The 15466-nt window shown below is 61.7% G+C and carries 14 protein-coding genes and 1 other RNA gene; 8 read left to right on the top strand and 7 right to left on the bottom strand.

The annotated features are described in order from the left end of the window. Window positions 1-8: 8 nt before the first annotated feature. Complete coding sequence (locus tag DEHOM01_RS05750) at window positions 9-1235, bottom strand: hypothetical protein (protein WP_061211904.1); 1227 nt, start codon at window positions 1233-1235, stop codon at window positions 9-11. Window positions 1236-1365: 130 nt separating this feature from the next. Between DEHOM01_RS05750 and lipB the strand changes: the two genes are divergently transcribed. From lipB to DEHOM01_RS05735, 3 genes are all read left to right on the top strand, one after another. After that, entirely contained in the window at window positions 1366-2055 is a 690-nt protein-coding gene (gene lipB, locus DEHOM01_RS05745; RefSeq protein WP_040386960.1) for a lipoyl(octanoyl) transferase LipB, read from the top strand. Between the two features lie 96 nt (window positions 2056-2151). Next, the gene (lipA, locus tag DEHOM01_RS05740; protein WP_061211903.1) at window positions 2152-3213 is read left to right on the top strand and encodes a lipoyl synthase; all 1062 of its coding nucleotides are present in this window, start codon (window positions 2152-2154) and stop codon (window positions 3211-3213) included. 67 nt (window positions 3214-3280) lie between these two features. After that, window positions 3281-3994: a DUF4191 domain-containing protein gene (locus DEHOM01_RS05735; protein ID WP_061211902.1), complete on the top strand. Its 714-nt coding sequence runs from the start codon at window positions 3281-3283 to the stop codon at window positions 3992-3994. A 73-nt stretch (window positions 3995-4067) separates the two neighbouring features. Here DEHOM01_RS05735 and DEHOM01_RS09775 read toward each other — a convergent pair whose 3' ends face one another. Beyond that, window positions 4068-4499 carry an RDD family protein gene (locus DEHOM01_RS09775; RefSeq protein WP_167346650.1) on the bottom strand — a complete coding sequence of 144 codons (432 nt, stop codon included), beginning with the start codon at window positions 4497-4499 and terminating at the stop codon, window positions 4068-4070. A gap of 114 nt (window positions 4500-4613) precedes the next feature. Between DEHOM01_RS09775 and glnA the strand changes: the two genes are divergently transcribed. After that, complete coding sequence (glnA, locus tag DEHOM01_RS05725; RefSeq protein ID WP_061211900.1) at window positions 4614-6038, top strand: type I glutamate--ammonia ligase; 1425 nt, start codon at window positions 4614-4616, stop codon at window positions 6036-6038. A 27-nt stretch (window positions 6039-6065) separates the two neighbouring features. Here glnA and DEHOM01_RS05720 read toward each other — a convergent pair whose 3' ends face one another. Genes DEHOM01_RS05720 through DEHOM01_RS05710 form a run of 3 tightly spaced genes read right to left on the bottom strand, consistent with a single transcriptional unit; the run spans window position 6066 to window position 11289 of the window. Then, window positions 6066-6965, bottom strand: coding sequence for a hypothetical protein (locus DEHOM01_RS05720; RefSeq protein ID WP_034373094.1), 900 nt, complete (start codon window positions 6963-6965; stop codon window positions 6066-6068). A gap of 12 nt (window positions 6966-6977) precedes the next feature. Further along, window positions 6978-9950, bottom strand: a complete 2973-nt coding sequence (locus tag DEHOM01_RS05715; protein WP_061211899.1) for a bifunctional [glutamine synthetase] adenylyltransferase/[glutamine synthetase]-adenylyl-L-tyrosine phosphorylase — start codon at window positions 9948-9950, stop codon at window positions 6978-6980. A gap of 7 nt (window positions 9951-9957) precedes the next feature. After that, window positions 9958-11289 carry a glutamine synthetase family protein gene (locus tag DEHOM01_RS05710; RefSeq protein WP_061211898.1) on the bottom strand — a complete coding sequence of 444 codons (1332 nt, stop codon included), beginning with the start codon at window positions 11287-11289 and terminating at the stop codon, window positions 9958-9960. Window positions 11290-11392: 103 nt separating this feature from the next. Here DEHOM01_RS05710 and panB point away from each other — a divergent pair, with 103 nt between their 5' ends. Then, the gene (gene panB / locus DEHOM01_RS05705) at window positions 11393-12205 is read left to right on the top strand and encodes a 3-methyl-2-oxobutanoate hydroxymethyltransferase (protein ID WP_061211897.1); all 813 of its coding nucleotides are present in this window, start codon (window positions 11393-11395) and stop codon (window positions 12203-12205) included. A gap of 13 nt (window positions 12206-12218) precedes the next feature. On the opposite strand, the gene DEHOM01_RS05700 is transcribed toward panB, so the two are convergent. Continuing rightward, entirely contained in the window at window positions 12219-12428 is a 210-nt protein-coding gene (locus tag DEHOM01_RS05700; RefSeq protein ID WP_061211991.1) for a hypothetical protein, read from the bottom strand. A gap of 52 nt (window positions 12429-12480) precedes the next feature. Here DEHOM01_RS05700 and map point away from each other — a divergent pair, with 52 nt between their 5' ends. Together map and ppgK are read left to right on the top strand one after the other, a co-directional pair. Further along, complete coding sequence (map, locus tag DEHOM01_RS05695) at window positions 12481-13386, top strand: type I methionyl aminopeptidase (RefSeq protein ID WP_061211896.1); 906 nt, start codon at window positions 12481-12483, stop codon at window positions 13384-13386. A 41-nt stretch (window positions 13387-13427) separates the two neighbouring features. After that, a complete protein-coding gene (ppgK, locus tag DEHOM01_RS05690; protein WP_061211895.1) occupies window positions 13428-14279 on the top strand; it encodes a polyphosphate--glucose phosphotransferase in 852 nt (283 codons plus the stop codon). 29 nt (window positions 14280-14308) lie between these two features. Here ppgK and rnpB read toward each other — a convergent pair. After that, window positions 14309-14643: RNase P RNA component class A (gene rnpB, locus DEHOM01_RS05685), an RNA gene on the bottom strand. A gap of 49 nt (window positions 14644-14692) precedes the next feature. Here rnpB and yaaA point away from each other — a divergent pair. After that, the gene (yaaA, locus tag DEHOM01_RS05680; RefSeq protein WP_061211894.1) at window positions 14693-15463 is read left to right on the top strand and encodes a peroxide stress protein YaaA; all 771 of its coding nucleotides are present in this window, start codon (window positions 14693-14695) and stop codon (window positions 15461-15463) included. Window positions 15464-15466: the final 3 nt, after the last annotated feature.

The raw sequence follows: 15466 nt of genomic DNA, 5'->3' as shown, positions 1-15466 counted from the left end.
CCGGGCTTTCACGTAAAGCGCCGCTGGCCGTCGCTCACGGGTGCTGTCGAGGAAATACGCCATGCACCGCGCACACGCTCAAGCTGCACGTCCAGCTCATAGGGCTCGCTTTCGGACAGCTCGCGATACTCCCCTGCACCCGTGATGCGGGCGCCCGAGTCGATCACACGAACACGCACACGGGCGCTGTTATCTCGACAATCAAGTATCCGGGCGTTGAGGATGCGAATGTCTCCACCATCGACGTGTGCGTGTGCGATGGCTGCGCGAAGTTTCTCATCGGCCACTTCCGCCTCGCTTCCGGGAGCGGCAGAGGTGTTTTCGCTCGTCACACCCACGAGGTAGCGGTGGCGCGCGGCGGCGAGAGCCGTGATGACGCTAGCGGGGTCCTCCATTACCGCGTGTTGTGAGGCCGCCGTTGCCGAAGATTGGGGCGCCGTCGCCGGCGCGGTAGCCCCTACAAGTAAGGCGCATGCAACAACGGCGATCGCTCCGAGCCCGAAGGATAGCCGTCGAAAGTTCCGGCCGCTTCGCCGCGAATGCCCGTCTTGGTGTCGAGAGCGCGGCACGACCCTTGTAGCGCGATCCGCACGCGCGGCCTCGGAACGCGTTGGCAAAGTAGCCCGCTCTTGTGGGTTTGAGGAGGGAGCTTCGGTCACGGCCCCGGCCCGACGATGGGCGTATCGGTAGGTTCCACTTCCGCTTGTGAGCCTCTCGCGCCACTGCTCATCATGTCGTTTGCTCACAGGCGTAAGGTCCGTCACGCGTGAAAAATCCGTGACAACGACGCACCCGTTTGGCGCAAGTTCAAGCCCCCGGACGCCCTGGAGACCCAAGGCCAGATTCTGCGAGTGAAGGGTGGACAAAAGCGCGGTGAGATCCGACGCTGCCTGTGCTTCGCCTGCGCCCGCACCGGCAATCGGACCGCGCTCGGCGCGTTTGCCTCGCGGCGGGGCGAGAGCGCTCGGTCCTTCCGCTATGGCATAGGCCGCGACACCGCGCCATTTAAGAACTGGCACGGCTGGGGTGTTGCGGGCGCCCAACGCGCGAAGCAGCCCGATTTCTTGGCGCACCTTCTTGAGCGCGCGAATTGAGCGGGCACGGACGAGCGTCAACCGTCGGCCCCTGTGATCGCGGGCGTGCCACACCTGCCGGCCCTCCTCGCTGCGGATGAGGCGCACGGGACGCAGACCGTTACTGACGATGGCGCTGAGGCGCGATGGGTAAAGGCTCATGTCTCTATTCGAGCCCCATTCCGGTACCTTTTCAGTGGATATCCGAAATTGTGGATAAGTCGGTGCCGGCACTCGTTCGATCGCTCATAGGAAACTTTTGTGCAGGCCCTTGGCGAACTAGCATGGGGTGGTGCTTGACATCATCCACCTCGCGTTTTCAGAAGATTCCGGGATCGAATCCGCTCACGAAGAGTTTGATCTTCCCCCGGGCCCCGTTGACTACAACGCAGCGTGGGATGTCCAAAAGAAAATTCATGCCGAAGTGATTGCGGGCGAGCGCCCCAACACGCTTCTCCTCCTCGAACACCAGCCCGTGTACACCGCGGGTCGCCGCACACTCGATATCGAACGTCCACGCGATGGCGCCCCCGTCGTCGATGTCGATCGAGGCGGAAAGATTACCTGGCACGGCCCGGGCCAACTCGTGGGCTACCCCATCGTGAAGCTTCCCGCCCCTATCGATGTGGTGGGCTTCGTGCGCGGCATCGAACAAGCCATCATGGAGGTCTGCACTCGCGCCGGAGTTGCAACCGCGCCCGTGGAGGGCCGTAGCGGTGTCTGGGTACTCGATGAGCTTGGAATGGACCGCAAGGTCTGTGCGATCGGTTTGCGGGTCGCTAAGCGCTGCACCATGCACGGCTTCGCATTGAACTGTGAAAACGATCTTTCATGGGCGATGAATGTCATTCCCTGCGGCATCGACGACGCGGGCGTGACATCGCTTTCCGTCGAAAGCGGACGCGCGGTGCGTCCTCGAGATGTCCTCGCCGATGTCGAAGACGTCATGAGAGAGCTCGAGGCCGAACGCGGCCTTAACTAAACACCATTGGGCCGCGGAGATCACACCAATGCTGTGCGGCCTGGGCAGTGAAGCCCACTAGAATCTTGAGACCCCTATTCGCAAGGAGAGTGTGACGTGGCAGTTGAACCTCAAGGACGCCGCCTGCTCAGGGTCGAGGCCCGCAACGCGGAAACCCCGATCGAACGCAAGCCCAACTGGATCAAAACCACGGCGAACATGGGCCCCGAGTACACCGACATGAAAAAGCGCGTGCACTCGCGCGGTTTGCACACGGTGTGCGAGGAGGCTGGATGCCCCAACATCTTCGAGTGTTGGGAGGATCGCGAGGCGACGTTCCTCATCGGTGGCGATACGTGCACACGTCGGTGCGATTTTTGCGATATCGCAAGCGGCAAGCCGCAAGCCATCGATCCCGCCGAGCCGTTTAAGGTGGCGACGTCCATCAAGGAGATGGGGCTGAAGTATGCAACCGTGACCGGCGTGGCACGCGATGACCTCGAAGACGGAGCCGCAGGCCTCTTTGCCGAGACGTGCCGCCAGATCCACGCGATCAGCCCCGGCACCGGGGTCGAGCTGCTCATCGACGACATCAAAGGCAACTCGAGCGCGATGCAACAGGTGTACGACTCGAAGCCAGAAGTGTTCGGCCACAACCTCGAGACCGTGCCGCGAATCTTCAAAAAGATTCGCCCCGCCTTCCGCTATGAGCGCAGCCTCGGCGTGATCGCCGATGCAAAAAACAACGGCATGATCACCAAGTCGAACCTCATCCTCGGCATGGGTGAAGACACCGCGGAGATCCTTGCCGCGATGCAGGACCTTCGCGATCATGGCTGCGATATCCTCACCCTCACTCAGTACCTGCGACCGTCGAAGCTTCATCATCCGATCGACCGCTGGGTCAAGCCTCAGGAATTCCTCGAGCTATCCGAGGCCGGTTACGAGATGGGTTTCGCGGGCATCATGGCGGGGCCCATGGTGCGCTCGTCGTATCGCGCCGGCCGCCTGTGGGCACAAGCCATGGAGAAGCTGGGGCGGGAGATCCCCGAGGAACTTTCTCACCTCAATTCCTCGGCGCCTGCCCTTCAGGAAGCGACGAGCGTTGTGGAGCGTCAGGCGGCGCGTGAAAAGCGTGACAAGGAGCGCGCTGCGCGCAAGGCTGCGGCGAACGCCTAGGTACTCAACCCCGCTATGCTTAGGGGTGGTCTTCGGATCACTCGCATCGCGTTAAGGACAAGGATTAATGGCACGCAAGAATACGACCGACGCCCCCGCTCAGGCGAAAAAGCCCGGCCGCATCCGGCAGACGATCGACGTCTTCAAGGAGACACAGGCGTACGATCGCTCGACAGCCCCGCTCATGGTTCTCTCAATCGTGGGGCTCCCCGTCGTGCTCGCCCTGGTGTTCGGTGCTTTCGGTCACCCGATCTACGGCGCTTTCATCGGGCTCGGTTTCGGCATTCTCATCGCGATGATCATCCTTGGCCGGAAGGCACAGAAAGCAACGTACGCAAAGATCGAGGATCAGCCCGGCGCTTCGATCGCGGTGATGCAGCAAATTTCGCGCGGGTGGAACGTCGAGCAGGAGCCTGCCGCTTTCGATGCGCGTAGTCGATCGATGCTTTTCCGGGCGAGCGGCCGTAAAGGCATCGCACTGGTGTCTGAGGGTTCCGGCGGCGGCTCGCGAAAGCTCATGGCGAAAGAAGTCAAGCGCATGAACCGCATGTTCCCGAATGTGCCCGTTCACGCGGTTTTCGTTGGCCACAGCGAGGGGGAGGTTCCTCTTCCGAAGCTCAACCGCCACCTCACGGGAATGAAGAACGAGCTTACGAAGGCTGAGGCGGGCGAGATTGGGCGCCGTCTTCACGCTCTGCCGAACCCCGTTCGTCAGGCGATCCCGAAGGGCGTGGATCCAATGCGTGCGCGCCCGAATCGCAAAGCGATGCGCGGCCGCTAAGGCGGTACTCATTCACACGCGGCCCCCGCAAGTCTCGACTCGCGGGGGCCAACCTGTATGTGGACACGAGCGTTTATGCACGCACGACAACGACACCTGCAACGAGATCGTGAAGGGTCTGCCGATTATCGTTCACGACGAAAGCACTGATGATGCTGAGCATGACCGCGCTGCGCACGACGGCACGGGCGATCATGGGTGAGCGCCCGGTGACGGGGAGTACTCGAAGTGAGGTGACGAACTGCCCGATACTCGCCCCGAAGAGCGTTTGCATGAAGATGATCTGCGCGAGAAAAAGTAGAAGGGTGGCGAGCGGGTCGTAGTGAAAAACAGCGGCCGACACCGCCGCCGCGGCAGCCCAATCGATGCACGTGGATAAGAAGCGAAGCGGGATGGGCGCGAGCGAGCCGGACCCTTGGTCTGGCAGGCCAAGACCCGCACCCGCGAAAGAGTCAGACTTACTGGCGCTGGAGACTGACTCGTCACTATTGAGGCTGCTATTCATCCCTGAACCGTACGTTCGAGCACCCGCAGTGCGCAAACCGTCCAATGTGGGGACGTAAACTAGGACGCGCAAAACACTCATAGCAATCGTGCACCCAGCACGGACGGAGGATACGTGTTCAGCAATCCCAGCGAAGCCGTGAAGTTTATCGAGGAAGAGGACGTCAAATTCATCGACATCCGCTTTTGCGACCTGCCAGGCGTGATGCAGCACTTCAATGTTCCGGCAAAGACGTTCGACGAAGAGGCGATCGCTGAGGGGCAGTTGTTCGACGGCTCGTCGATTCGCGGCTTTCAGGCAATCCACGAGTCCGATATGAAGCTCATCCCGGATCTGAGCACCGCCTACGTGGACCCATTCCGCGACCAAAAGACCCTTGTCATCAACTACGCCATCGTTGACCCGTTTACCGATGAGCCTTACAGCCGTGACCCGCGAACGGTCGCCGCGAAGGCAGAGGAATACCTTCGTTCGACCGGCATCGCCGATACCGCCTTCTTTGCCGCCGAGGCCGAGTTCTACATTTTCGATTCGGTTCGGTACCAGACCGAAGCCAAAGGCGCTTTTTACGAGATTGATTCGAACGAGGCTGCCTGGAACACGGGTCGCGAGGAAGAATTCGGTAATCAGGGCTACAAGACCGCGATGAAGGGCGGGTACTTCCCCGTTGCTCCCGTGGATCAAATGGCTGATTTGCGCGACGAAATGGTGCGTGTCCTGGACGAGGTCGGGCTCGAGGTCGAGCGCGCCCACCACGAGGTAGGCACGGGCGGCCAGCAGGAGATCAACTATCGATTTTCGACGCTTCTTCAGGCTGCCGACGACGTCATGAAGTTCAAGTACGTCATCAAGAATGTTGCGTGGGAGAACGGCCGCTCGGCGACGTTCATGCCGAAGCCAATCTTCGGCGATAACGGTTCAGGTATGCACTGCCACCAATCGCTGTGGAAGAACGGAGAGCCTCTCTTTTACGATGAGCGCGGCTACGGCGGTCTTTCGGACCTCGCCCGTTGGTACATCGGTGGCTTGATCGAACACTCCCCCGCACTCACGGCGTTCACGAACCCCACCGTCAATTCTTTCAAGCGCCTCGTGCCGGGCTTCGAGGCTCCGGTCAACATGGTCTATTCGGCCCGCAACCGCTCCGCAGCGATTCGCATTCCCGTGACGGGCAGTTCGGCGAAGGCGAAGCGCCTTGAGTTCCGTGCGCCCGACCCCTCGGCAAACCCCTACCTTGCGTTTGCAGCCCAGCTCATGGCGGGGATCGACGGGATCAGGAACCGTGTCGAGCCGCCCGAGCCGATTGATAAGGATCTTTACGAGCTTCCGCCGGAAGAACACGCGGAGATCAAGACTCTTCCCGCTTCGCTCGAGGAGGCACTTGACGCGCTCGAACGCGATCACGACTTCCTCACCGAAGCGGACGTGTTCCCGGAGGATCTTATCGAGACCTGGATCGCGTACAAGCGTGAGTTTGAGGTCGAGCCGTTTAGGCTGCGCCCCCACCCCTACGAGTTCGAGCTCTACTACGACCTGTAAGCGGAGCTAGAGCCGTGGGGCTTCGTGCTAGAGCTTGGCGTTCAGCAGCGTTAGCAAGAGTTCTTTTGGGCTCTGTGCCTCGCTGAGCGCGCAGTCATCTGGCGCGAAGTCCCACGCCTTTCGCAAGGCTTTAAAGGTTTCCCACTCGGCTTGTGATGTGCGCAGCGGAACAGCGCTGTAGCCGCCGGACTCGGGCAGGTGGATGATGAAGGCGCCCGTAAGCTCTGGCATGTCGCGAAGGGTTCCGTCATTGTCGAGGAGGTTCTCGGCGTTCATGACCGCGACTGCCTGCAGCGCGTAGTCTCCTCGCACCTTTTTGGAGGTTTTGATGTCGCCGGTGAGGAGGGTGTTGCCGATTTTGACGATCGCGTCCGTCGTGCCGGCATAACCCACCGTGCGGTTCACCACGGTTTGTTCGATCTCAATGAACTCCGGTTGGAAATCGTCGAGGAAGCCCGCGAAGCCATCGAGGCGTACGTTGGCACGCCGAACGAGCTCGCCGAGGTTCGTCTCCATGCTCAACAGGTCGCCGCCGCTGCGCATCTCGGTGGCAAGATCGCGCATGTCGGCATCAGTGGGGCGCTCGCCCGATCGCTCCCACGCCTCGCACAAGGCATGGACGTAGGTGCCGAAGTCTGCCGTTGTTTTCGTGTAGTCGGGGGCGGCTTCTGCGATGCGCTTTTGGGTGGTCCAGCTGTTGCGGTTGACGCGGCGAATTTCGTCGAAGGCACGCGACGGGTTGCGGTCGAGGTACGAGAACATCTCGAGGGCACGCTTCGAGGCCATGCGCGCGTACCATCCGTTGAGGTGATCTTTTGCGCGCATCCCGGCGACCGTGGTGATGGAGGGATGGATGAGCTTTCCTCCGGGCTCCATGCGATACATGCGTCCGCGTGCGGTTTGGGCGCTCAATTCGGGTGAGGTCATAACCTCTTCAGGCTACTCGCCGAAGATCAGGCGTTCAGCTACCTGGCGCGAGTGGCGCGTGACTTTGAGGTATCTCTCCTCGATTGCGCGGGCGTTGTCCACGGGTTCGTGCACGAGTGCTGCGAGCGCGCGCAAGTCGACCAGGTCGGTAGGGAGTGCATCGGTTTCACGCCCCCGCCACAAAAAGAGTGCGCGGCGTAGCTCCCATGCGAGGAGCCATGCTCGACGCAGCGCCTCTGCGTCGGCGCTACTCAGGTGCCCGGCGGTCTCGAGGGCGGCGAGCGCGTCGAGGGTTCCGACGGTTCGGAGGCTTACGTCGTCCCCCGCGTATTCAAGAAGAAGCCGTTGGACGCTCCACTCGACGTCGGTCGTCGCGCCGCGACCGAGTTTGAGGTGGTGCGTCGATTTCACGCCTCGCGGGAGCCTTTCCCCTTCGATGCGGGCCTTCATCCGTGCAAAATCGCGCCGATCGCAATCGTCCATACCGCCCGCGCGGTATCTCGCGCGGTCCAGGACTGCGGTCACGGCTGCCTTCGTGTCTTCGGAGCCTGCGATGACGCGGGCACGCAGCAGTGCTTGGCTTTCCCACCGTTCGGCGTGATGGGCGTAGTAGTCGTCGAAACTCGCGAGAGTGCGAACGAGCGGGCCGGAACGGCCTTCGGGGCGGAGATCGGCGTTGACGCGCATGTTGATGCCCGAGGCGGGGGCGTTGAGTATTTTCTGCACGCGTGAAGCGGCGGCGATCGCTTCTTCCGCGTCTCTCGCGCACACGAACTGGACGTCTGCATCGGAGGAAAAACCCATTTCACGAGCGCCGAACGACCCCATCGCGACGACGCAGAGCTCGACATCTGTATCCCGTTGCACGAATTCAACCGTGAAGGTGAGGATTGCCTCGGCAAGGGTCGTCAGAGACTCCCCTAGCGACGGCAGGTCGAGTAGACCGCATAGGTGCGCGATGCTGATACGGACGATTTCTCGCGCGCGCACGGTTCGAAGGGCGTCAATCACGTCGTCTTCGCTGTCCGCGCGCCCCGCGATCGCGTCAAGCTCGCCCGAAAGCTGTGCGCGGCTCAAGGGCGTCAATTGAGCATCGTTCGCGAGCCAGCGCACGGCATAGGGATGCAGTACGAGCTGTTCGCCGACGTATCGAGAGCTCGAGAGGATGCGCGTAAGACGCTCGGCGGCTGCGCCGGAGTCGCGCAACATCCCAAGGAACCAGTGCGTTTCGCGGAGGGTATCCGAAAGTCGCCGGAAGGACAGCAGGCCGAGGTCGGGATCGACACCGTTCGCGAACCATTCGAGGAAGGCGGGCAGCAGCTGTTTTTGAATCGCGGATGCTCGGCTGAGCCCCTTGGTGAGCGCATCGATGTGGTGAAGTGCGCGCTTAGGATCTCGGTAGCCGATCGCTTCGAGGCGAGCGCGCTGCTCATTGGGACTTAGCGCAATCTGGCCATCGCTCAGGCGCGCGGATGTCACGAGAAGCGGGCGGTAGTAGATCTCCTCGTGAAGCTGGCGCACGCGCCTGCGCACGGCATCGATGTCGGCGCGAAGGTTCTCCACCCGCGTGCCAATGCCGCGGGCGAGGCGCCGCTCGTCGGGGTCTGATGACGGCAGCATGTGTGTGCGCCGAAGGCGCCAAAGCTGGAGCCTGTGCTCGCATACGCGCAAGTAGCGGTAGGCATCGGCGAGCTCAACCGAGTGCTCTCGGCCCACGTACCCACCCCGGGTGAGCGCGTCCAGTGCGCTCAGGGTGCCAGCTTCGCGGATTCGCTCGTCTGTTCGCCCGTGCACCATTTGGAGCAGCTGGATGGTGAACTCAATATCGCGCAGTCCCCCGCGACCAAGCTTGAGATCCCGGTCCGCATCGGCCCTGGCAAGCACGCGGGCGCGCATCGCGCGAGTGTCCTCAACAAACCCCTCACGCGTCGAAGCCTGCCACACGAGCGGCGCCGTGAGGCGCTCAAACTCCGCACCGAGTTCGGTGTCTCCCGCGCATGCGCGGGCTTTCAACAGCGCCTGGAACTCCCACGAATGAGCCCATTTTCGATAGTACTGGGCATACGATTCGAGCGTTCGCACGAGCTCGCCGTTACGCCCCTCCGGCCTCAGGTTGGCGTCAATCTGCCACAGGCTTCCCTCCGCTGTCCGTTCCGCGCACACGCGCGCGACCTCACGCGCGAGGGCACTGCCAATGGCGGAGACCTCTTCTTGACTCACGCCGCCACGAGCGGCTTCAGCGACATACATGACGTCAACATCTGAGATGTAGTTCAACTCGCGCGCGCCAGCTTTACCCATGGCAATGATCGCGAGTCGCACCTTGTCGTGCTCGGGTGTTGCCGCGCGAGCAAGGGCGAGCGCCCCCTCGAGGGCCGCGTCGGCGAGGTCGCTGAGGAGCGTCGAGATCTCTTCCTGATGCGCAAACGGATCGGTTGCGCACACATCGAGAGCCGCGATTTGAGCGAGGAGAAAATAGTACGCGCGGCGGAAAGCATGACGCGGCGCGGGCCCCTCTTTCGCCACGGCCACGGCAGCATCCGGGTGGGTGCCGACGGCGGCGAGCATCACCTCGCGAAAACGCTCACGCGTGGGGCCGGCAAGCGTCGGACACTCGAGGATTTCTTCGAGTGCATCCACGTGACGTGCGAGCGCATCCCCGAGCGCGACCGAACTGCCGAGGATCCTCACGAGCGTGCGCCCCAGTGCTTCATCCGCAACGACCCTGTCAAACTGCGCGCTTTCGCCGGCTTCCGCTGCAGATTCGGCAAGGCGCGTCAGAGCAAGGAGCGCCTCGTCCGGGTCCGCCGACGCGCCCATGTCTCGCACAAGCGCGGGAGGAACCCGAGAGAGAGCATCACTCGCGAGGAGAGCGGCGCTCCTTTCCGTGCGGACGAAACCGAGGCGCGCCAGATCGAAGTGGCTGAATTCGCCTTCGTCTGTGCCCGCCTGGAGCGCCTGAATCGCGCCGGTCTCGAGTCTCATGCGTGGTCTAAATATCGAAGGTCGTGCGCAGCTCTGAGTCGGTGACCTGGCGGCGGTACCCCTCCCACTCACGGCGCTTATCACGCAGGATGTATTCAAAGACCTGCTCGCCGAGGACGTCAGCCATGAGCTCGGAGGTTTCGAAGCTTTCGATCGCGCGCAGAAGATCCGACGGGAGCGGCTCGATGCCCATGGCTTTTCTTTCCCGTTCAGTCAGCTCCCACACGGTGTCTTCTGCACCTTCTGGCAGCGGATATTCCTCCTCGATGCCCTTGAGGCCCGCGGCTAAGAGCGCCGCGAATGCGAGGTAGGGATTGGCGGCCGAATCGAGACCGCGGAACTCGACGCGCGAGCTCGTGCCTTTCGTAGGCTTATGGAACGGGACGCGCACGAGGGCGCTGCGGTTGTTGTGCCCCCACACGATGTAGCTCGGGGCTTCTTGTTCTCCCCACAGACGCTTGTAGGAATTGACGAACTGGTTCGTGAGGATCGAGTACTCGCGCGCGTGCACAAGCAATCCTGCGATGAAGTGGCGCGCTGTTCGCGACAACCCGTACTCGGCGCCCGGTTCGTGAAAAATGTTCGTGCCGTTTTGAAAAAGAGACAGGTGAGTGTGCATGCCGTTACCCGGGTGTTCAATCATGGGCTTCGGCATGAAGCTCGCGAATTTTCCTTCGCTGAGCGCGATGCCTTTCACGACGGCGCGAAGCGTGAGGAGGTTGTCTGCGGTCGTGAGTGCGTCCGCGTAGCGAAGGTCAATCTCGTTTTGGCCCGGCCCGCCCTCGTGGTGGGAGTACTCGACGTGAATGTTCATGCGCTCGAGCTCTCGCATAGCGTCGCGTCTAAACCGACTACCGTCGACTCGCTGCACGTAGTCAAAATACCCGCCCTGATCGACGGGGGTAAGGCCAACCCCCTGTTCATAGGCCCGTTCGAACAGGTAAAACTCCACTTCGGGATGGGTAAAAAATTCGAGGCCTTTGGCTTCGGCACGCGCGAGGGCATCGCGAAGAACCCGGCGAGGATCCGAAGCTGCCGGCTCGGAATCGGGCGTGAAGACATCACAGATCATGACGCCCGCTTCGCCTCCGCGCGGCGCCCCCATAACCCGAAAGGTCGAGGGATCTGGGCGCAAAAGCATGTCGGATTCATAGGAGCGGGTCAGGCCCTCGATCGCGCTCCCGTCAATTCCGATCCCTTCGTCAAAGGCTTTGTCGAGATCGTGGGGAGAAATCACGATCGACTTGAGCCGCCCCACGACATCACTGAACCATAGGCGGATGTAATCGATCCCCTGTTCCTCGACCTGCCTGAGCACTGAATCCTGGTGGCGTTCCATACATCAATTGTGCCCCACACCCACTGCGCCTCAGAAGTCCCCCGCCGAGCCGACTACGCTGAGGTCGCACCCGCTGCATTGGACACGCACGAAAGGAATTCCCGTGAGCGAGAGCGCCACACCGCGCAAGGTCCGCACCCACACCCTCCACGATTTCAAGAGGGAGGGCCGGCCAATCACGATGCTCACGAGCTACGACACGTTCAGCGCCCGCATTTTCGATGAGGCCGGTATCGATGTTCTTCTCGTGGGAGATTCTGCCGGAAACACCGTGCTCGGGTACGACTCGACCGTGTACACCAAGCATGAGGACATCGTGCGCTTTACGGGGGCCGTTGCTCGCTCGTGCACGCGGCCCCTAGTTCTTGCCGACCTCGCTTTTGGGACTTACCAAGCGAGTGTTGAGGACGCGGTGCGTCACGGTGTCGAACTCATGCAGGCGGGGGCACACGCGGTCAAGCTCGAGGGCGGCCGTGAAATCCTTCCCCAGGTTGAGGCGCTCGTCAACGCGGGAATCCCCGTGTGCGGGCACGTGGGATTCACGCCTCAGTCGGTCAATCAGCTCGGTGGGTTTAAGGTGCAGGGCCGCGGGGAGGGGGCCGACGCTCTCCTGGCCGACGCGGTTGCTCTCGAAGAGGCTGGCGCCTTCGCCGTCGTCCTCGAACTCGTGCCGGCTCCTCTCGCTACACGCGTGAGCGAAACGCTCGAAGTACCAACGATCGGCATCGGCGCGGGGGCAGGATGCGATGGTCAGGTACTCGTGTGGCAAGACATGGCGGGGCTGAGCGGCTTCGAACCTCGATTCGTCAAGGCGTTTGCCGACCTGCGCTCCGAACTGTCAAGGGCGGCGCGAGAATACGCCGACGCTGTGCGCGCGAAAAGCTTCCCCGCGCCCGAGCACACCTTCGAACAATAGTGAGGTCGATGCACTACCGGTCTTCGTCGTCCTGATCGTCGTCGCGGTAGTACTCGTTCCACTCCTCGGTTTCTTCCTCCCACTGTTCGTTGTGTTCAGCCGCGCTTTCAAGCGCGTGCTGAGCCGCTTCGCGGGTCGGGTACGGGCCCATGAGCTCAATCGCCGGGCTCTGCATACCTTCTTCGATCTCAGAGGTCTTGGTGTTGTAATAGAACTCGCTCATCACACGGCCTTTCGTTAGTCGTTATCCAGATGAACCTGCCAAACTGGTAACCATGACTGTAGACCACTGGCTTCGCCCCGAAAACCGTTCCGTGCTTGAACCGGGTACCATCGGCCCCCTTCGACAGGTTCCCCCGTCGATCGCGCGACCTGAATACGCGTTCAAAGACGAGGCCAAATCCGATAATTGCGGCCCCTACGTGCAAACCCCGGAGGTCATCGAGCGCGTGCGCCGTGCCTCCGCCATTGCCGCAATCGCGCTGAGAGAAGCGGGCAAGGCGGCACAACCGGGTATCACGACCGACGAGATCGATGCCATCGTCCACGAGGTCATCCTCGATCACGGCGCCTACCCCTCGACGCTTGGATATTTGAGCTTCCCGAAGTCGTGTTGCACGAGCCTCAACGAAGTGGTGTGCCACGGCATCCCCGACTCCACCGTCATGGAAGAGGGCGACATTCTCAACGTTGATGTCACCGCGTACCTCGATGGCGTGCACGGCGATACGAACGCGACATTCCCCGTCGGCGAGATCGCTCCGGAAGCAGCGGATCTCATCGAACGCACTGAGGAAGCGATGTTCCGCGGGATCCGAGCCGCGAAGATCGGCCGCGAGGTCAATGTCGTGGGCCGCGTGATCGAGAAGTACGTGGGCCGCTTCGGCTACGAATCGGTCCGGGAGTTCACGGGGCACGGTGTCGCCGAGGGTTTCCACAACGGCCTGATCATCCCCCACTACGATTCCGCGCCTCATTACGACGACGTCATCGAACCCAACATGATTTTCACGGTCGAGCCAATGGTGACGCTCGGCTCACGTGAGTGGGATCAGTGGGACGACGGCTGGACGGTCACGACACGCGATAAGGGCTATACGGCGCAGTTTGAGCACACCTTCCTCATCACCGAGGACGGCTACGAGGTTCTGACCGATCCGGACGCTGAGATTTCCGCGTAGACTAAAGGACATTGTCACCCCGCAAGGAGAAACCTTTCACCATGGCCAAGGAAGCATTCGGAATCGATATCGGCGGCAGCGGCATCAAAGGTGCGCCCGTTAATCTGAAGAAGGGGGAACTCGCCCACAAGCGCGTGCGCATCCCCACGCCTCAACCGGCAACCCCCGATGCGGTCGCGAAAACGGTCAAGGAGCTCATCGACTCCTTTGATGTTCCCGCGGACATGCCCGTGGGCGTGACCTTCCCCGCGATCATTCAGCACGGGGTCGCGAAGTCAGCGGCAAATGTCGACGATTCGTGGATCGGCACCGATGTCGATACCCTCCTGTCTGAGGTCACGGGCCACTCGGTCTTCGTTGTCAACGATGCTGACGCCGCCGGCATCGCCGAAATGGAGTTTGGCGCAGGCAAGGACAAGTCCGGCCTTGTCATCATGACGACTCTCGGCACCGGAATCGGCTCGGCAATGTTTATGGACGGCAAGCTCATTCCTAATTCGGAACTCGGCCACCTCACGTACGAGGGAAAGAGCTTTGAGAAGTTCGCCGCGAGCTCGGTTTTCGAGAAGGCCGGTATCAGCTACGAGGAATGGGCCAAGGAGCGCCTGCAAAAGTTCTACGGCCACGTTGAGTTCCTTTTCTCCCCCGATTTGTTCATCGTGGGCGGTGGCGTGTCGAAAGACGCGAAGAAGTACCTTCACTTCCTCGATCTCAAAACCGAGATCGTGCCCGCGAAACTCCGCAACGAAGCAGGCATCATCGGTGCGGCCGCACTTGCGCACGCCGAGCGTAAGCTCGAAGTGAAAAAAGACAAGGGCGAGAAGAAGGCCAAAAAAGACAAGAAGAACGAATCGGCGGCGGAACTCGCTGCTGAGTCGGTCGAAGAGGCCTGAGGCGAAGGGTATCGGGGGCGCCTAAGGCGCGGACCAGCCAGCCTATAAGCCGGGTTCTGTTTCAACAGTCATCTATCTAGGATCGCCGTTACCGACGACCTCGAGCGGCCTACCCGGAGACTCGGCCTGGCAGCCTTGGCGCCTCCTGCATGACCTTGCTCCCGGTGGGGTTTACCGTGCCGGCACCATCGCTGGCGCCGCGGTGGTCTCTTACACCACCCTTTCACCCTTACCTGCGTAGCAGGCGGTTTGCTTTCTGTGGCACTGGCCCGCGGATCACTCCGGGTGGGTGTTACCCACCACCGTGCCAGGGGGAGCCCGGACTTTCCTCGAGGCAATACCTCGCGACTGTCCAGCTGACTGGTCCAGTCCTCAACTTTACTCCACGCCCGCCCAACAGGAGCACGCGCGAGATGTTAATTCTCTTACCACCCTCGGAAACGAAAACTCGCCCCACCGCCCTCGAAGCACCGAGTCTCGATCTCGCCTCGATGTCGTGGGGTGAACTACGTGAAGCACGTGAGGACATGCTGGGCGCGGCAAAGCTCACTGCCGAGAGCGACACCGCGATGAGCGCACTCAAAATCCCGACTACTCAACCGGAGCTGCGCGAGCGCATGGCCCACCTCGAGCGGGAACCGGTCGCGCCGCCACTCGAGGTGTATTCGGGAGTTCTCTACGATGCCCTCGGCACGGTCTCCGTGTCCGACGGCTGCCGGCTTCTCGTCCAGTCCGCACTCTTTGGGGTGGTCGACTGCACCGAGGACCTCATCCCTGCCTATCGTCTTTCAGCGGCAAGCGAAGTGTTGGGACTCGGAAAAGTCTCGACGTGGTGGAAGCAGCATCTCAAAGACATTGGCGCAGCAATCGAGGAAAGCGGCGAGATCGTGATCGATTGCCGCTCTGGTGCGTATCGCTCGATGATGCCACTTAAGGGCGCACAGGTTCTCGAGGTGTCCCCGGTAGCGGTGCGCGATGGCACACGTCAGGTGATCAGCCACGACGCTAAGCGTTACCGAGGCCTCGTTGCGCGTGCTCTTTGCGCGGCGCCAGAGGCTGCGACAACAGCTGAGGGCGTCCTCGACGTGCTCACCTCCGCCCTCGGCGATGCATTAGATTTCGAGATCACCGATGGCAAAACTCGACGGACGCTCACCGTGATCGACGATTGGGAGCGCCGCTGACGT

Source organism: Dermabacter hominis NBRC 106157, assembly GCF_001570785.1.
Classification (GTDB): domain Bacteria; phylum Actinomycetota; class Actinomycetes; order Actinomycetales; family Dermabacteraceae; genus Dermabacter; species Dermabacter hominis.
This window is presented reverse-complemented; position numbering and strand designations above follow the sequence as displayed.

Bases quoted from the DNA above. Each gene is read 5' to 3' on its own strand.
- DEHOM01_RS05750 (WP_061211904.1), bottom strand. From the start codon at position 1,235: ATGAGCCTTTACCCATCGCGCCTCAGCGCCATCGTCAGTAACGGTCTG.
- DEHOM01_RS05735 (WP_061211902.1), top strand. From the start codon at position 3,281: ATGGCACGCAAGAATACGACCGACGCCCCCGCTCAGGCGAAAAAGCCC.
- DEHOM01_RS09775 (WP_167346650.1), bottom strand. From the start codon at position 4,499: ATGAATAGCAGCCTCAATAGTGACGAGTCAGTCTCCAGCGCCAGTAAG.
- DEHOM01_RS05720 (WP_034373094.1), bottom strand. From the start codon at position 6,965: ATGACCTCACCCGAATTGAGCGCCCAAACCGCACGCGGACGCATGTAT.
- DEHOM01_RS05715 (WP_061211899.1), bottom strand. From the start codon at position 9,950: ATGAGACTCGAGACCGGCGCGATTCAGGCGCTCCAGGCGGGCACAGAC.
- DEHOM01_RS05710 (WP_061211898.1), bottom strand. From the start codon at position 11,289: ATGGAACGCCACCAGGATTCAGTGCTCAGGCAGGTCGAGGAACAGGGG.
- DEHOM01_RS05700 (WP_061211991.1), bottom strand. From the start codon at position 12,428: ATGAGCGAGTTCTATTACAACACCAAGACCTCTGAGATCGAAGAAGGT.
- map (WP_061211896.1), top strand. From the start codon at position 12,481: ATGACTGTAGACCACTGGCTTCGCCCCGAAAACCGTTCCGTGCTTGAA.
- ppgK (WP_061211895.1), top strand. From the start codon at position 13,428: ATGGCCAAGGAAGCATTCGGAATCGATATCGGCGGCAGCGGCATCAAA.
- yaaA (WP_061211894.1), top strand. From the start codon at position 14,693: ATGTTAATTCTCTTACCACCCTCGGAAACGAAAACTCGCCCCACCGCC.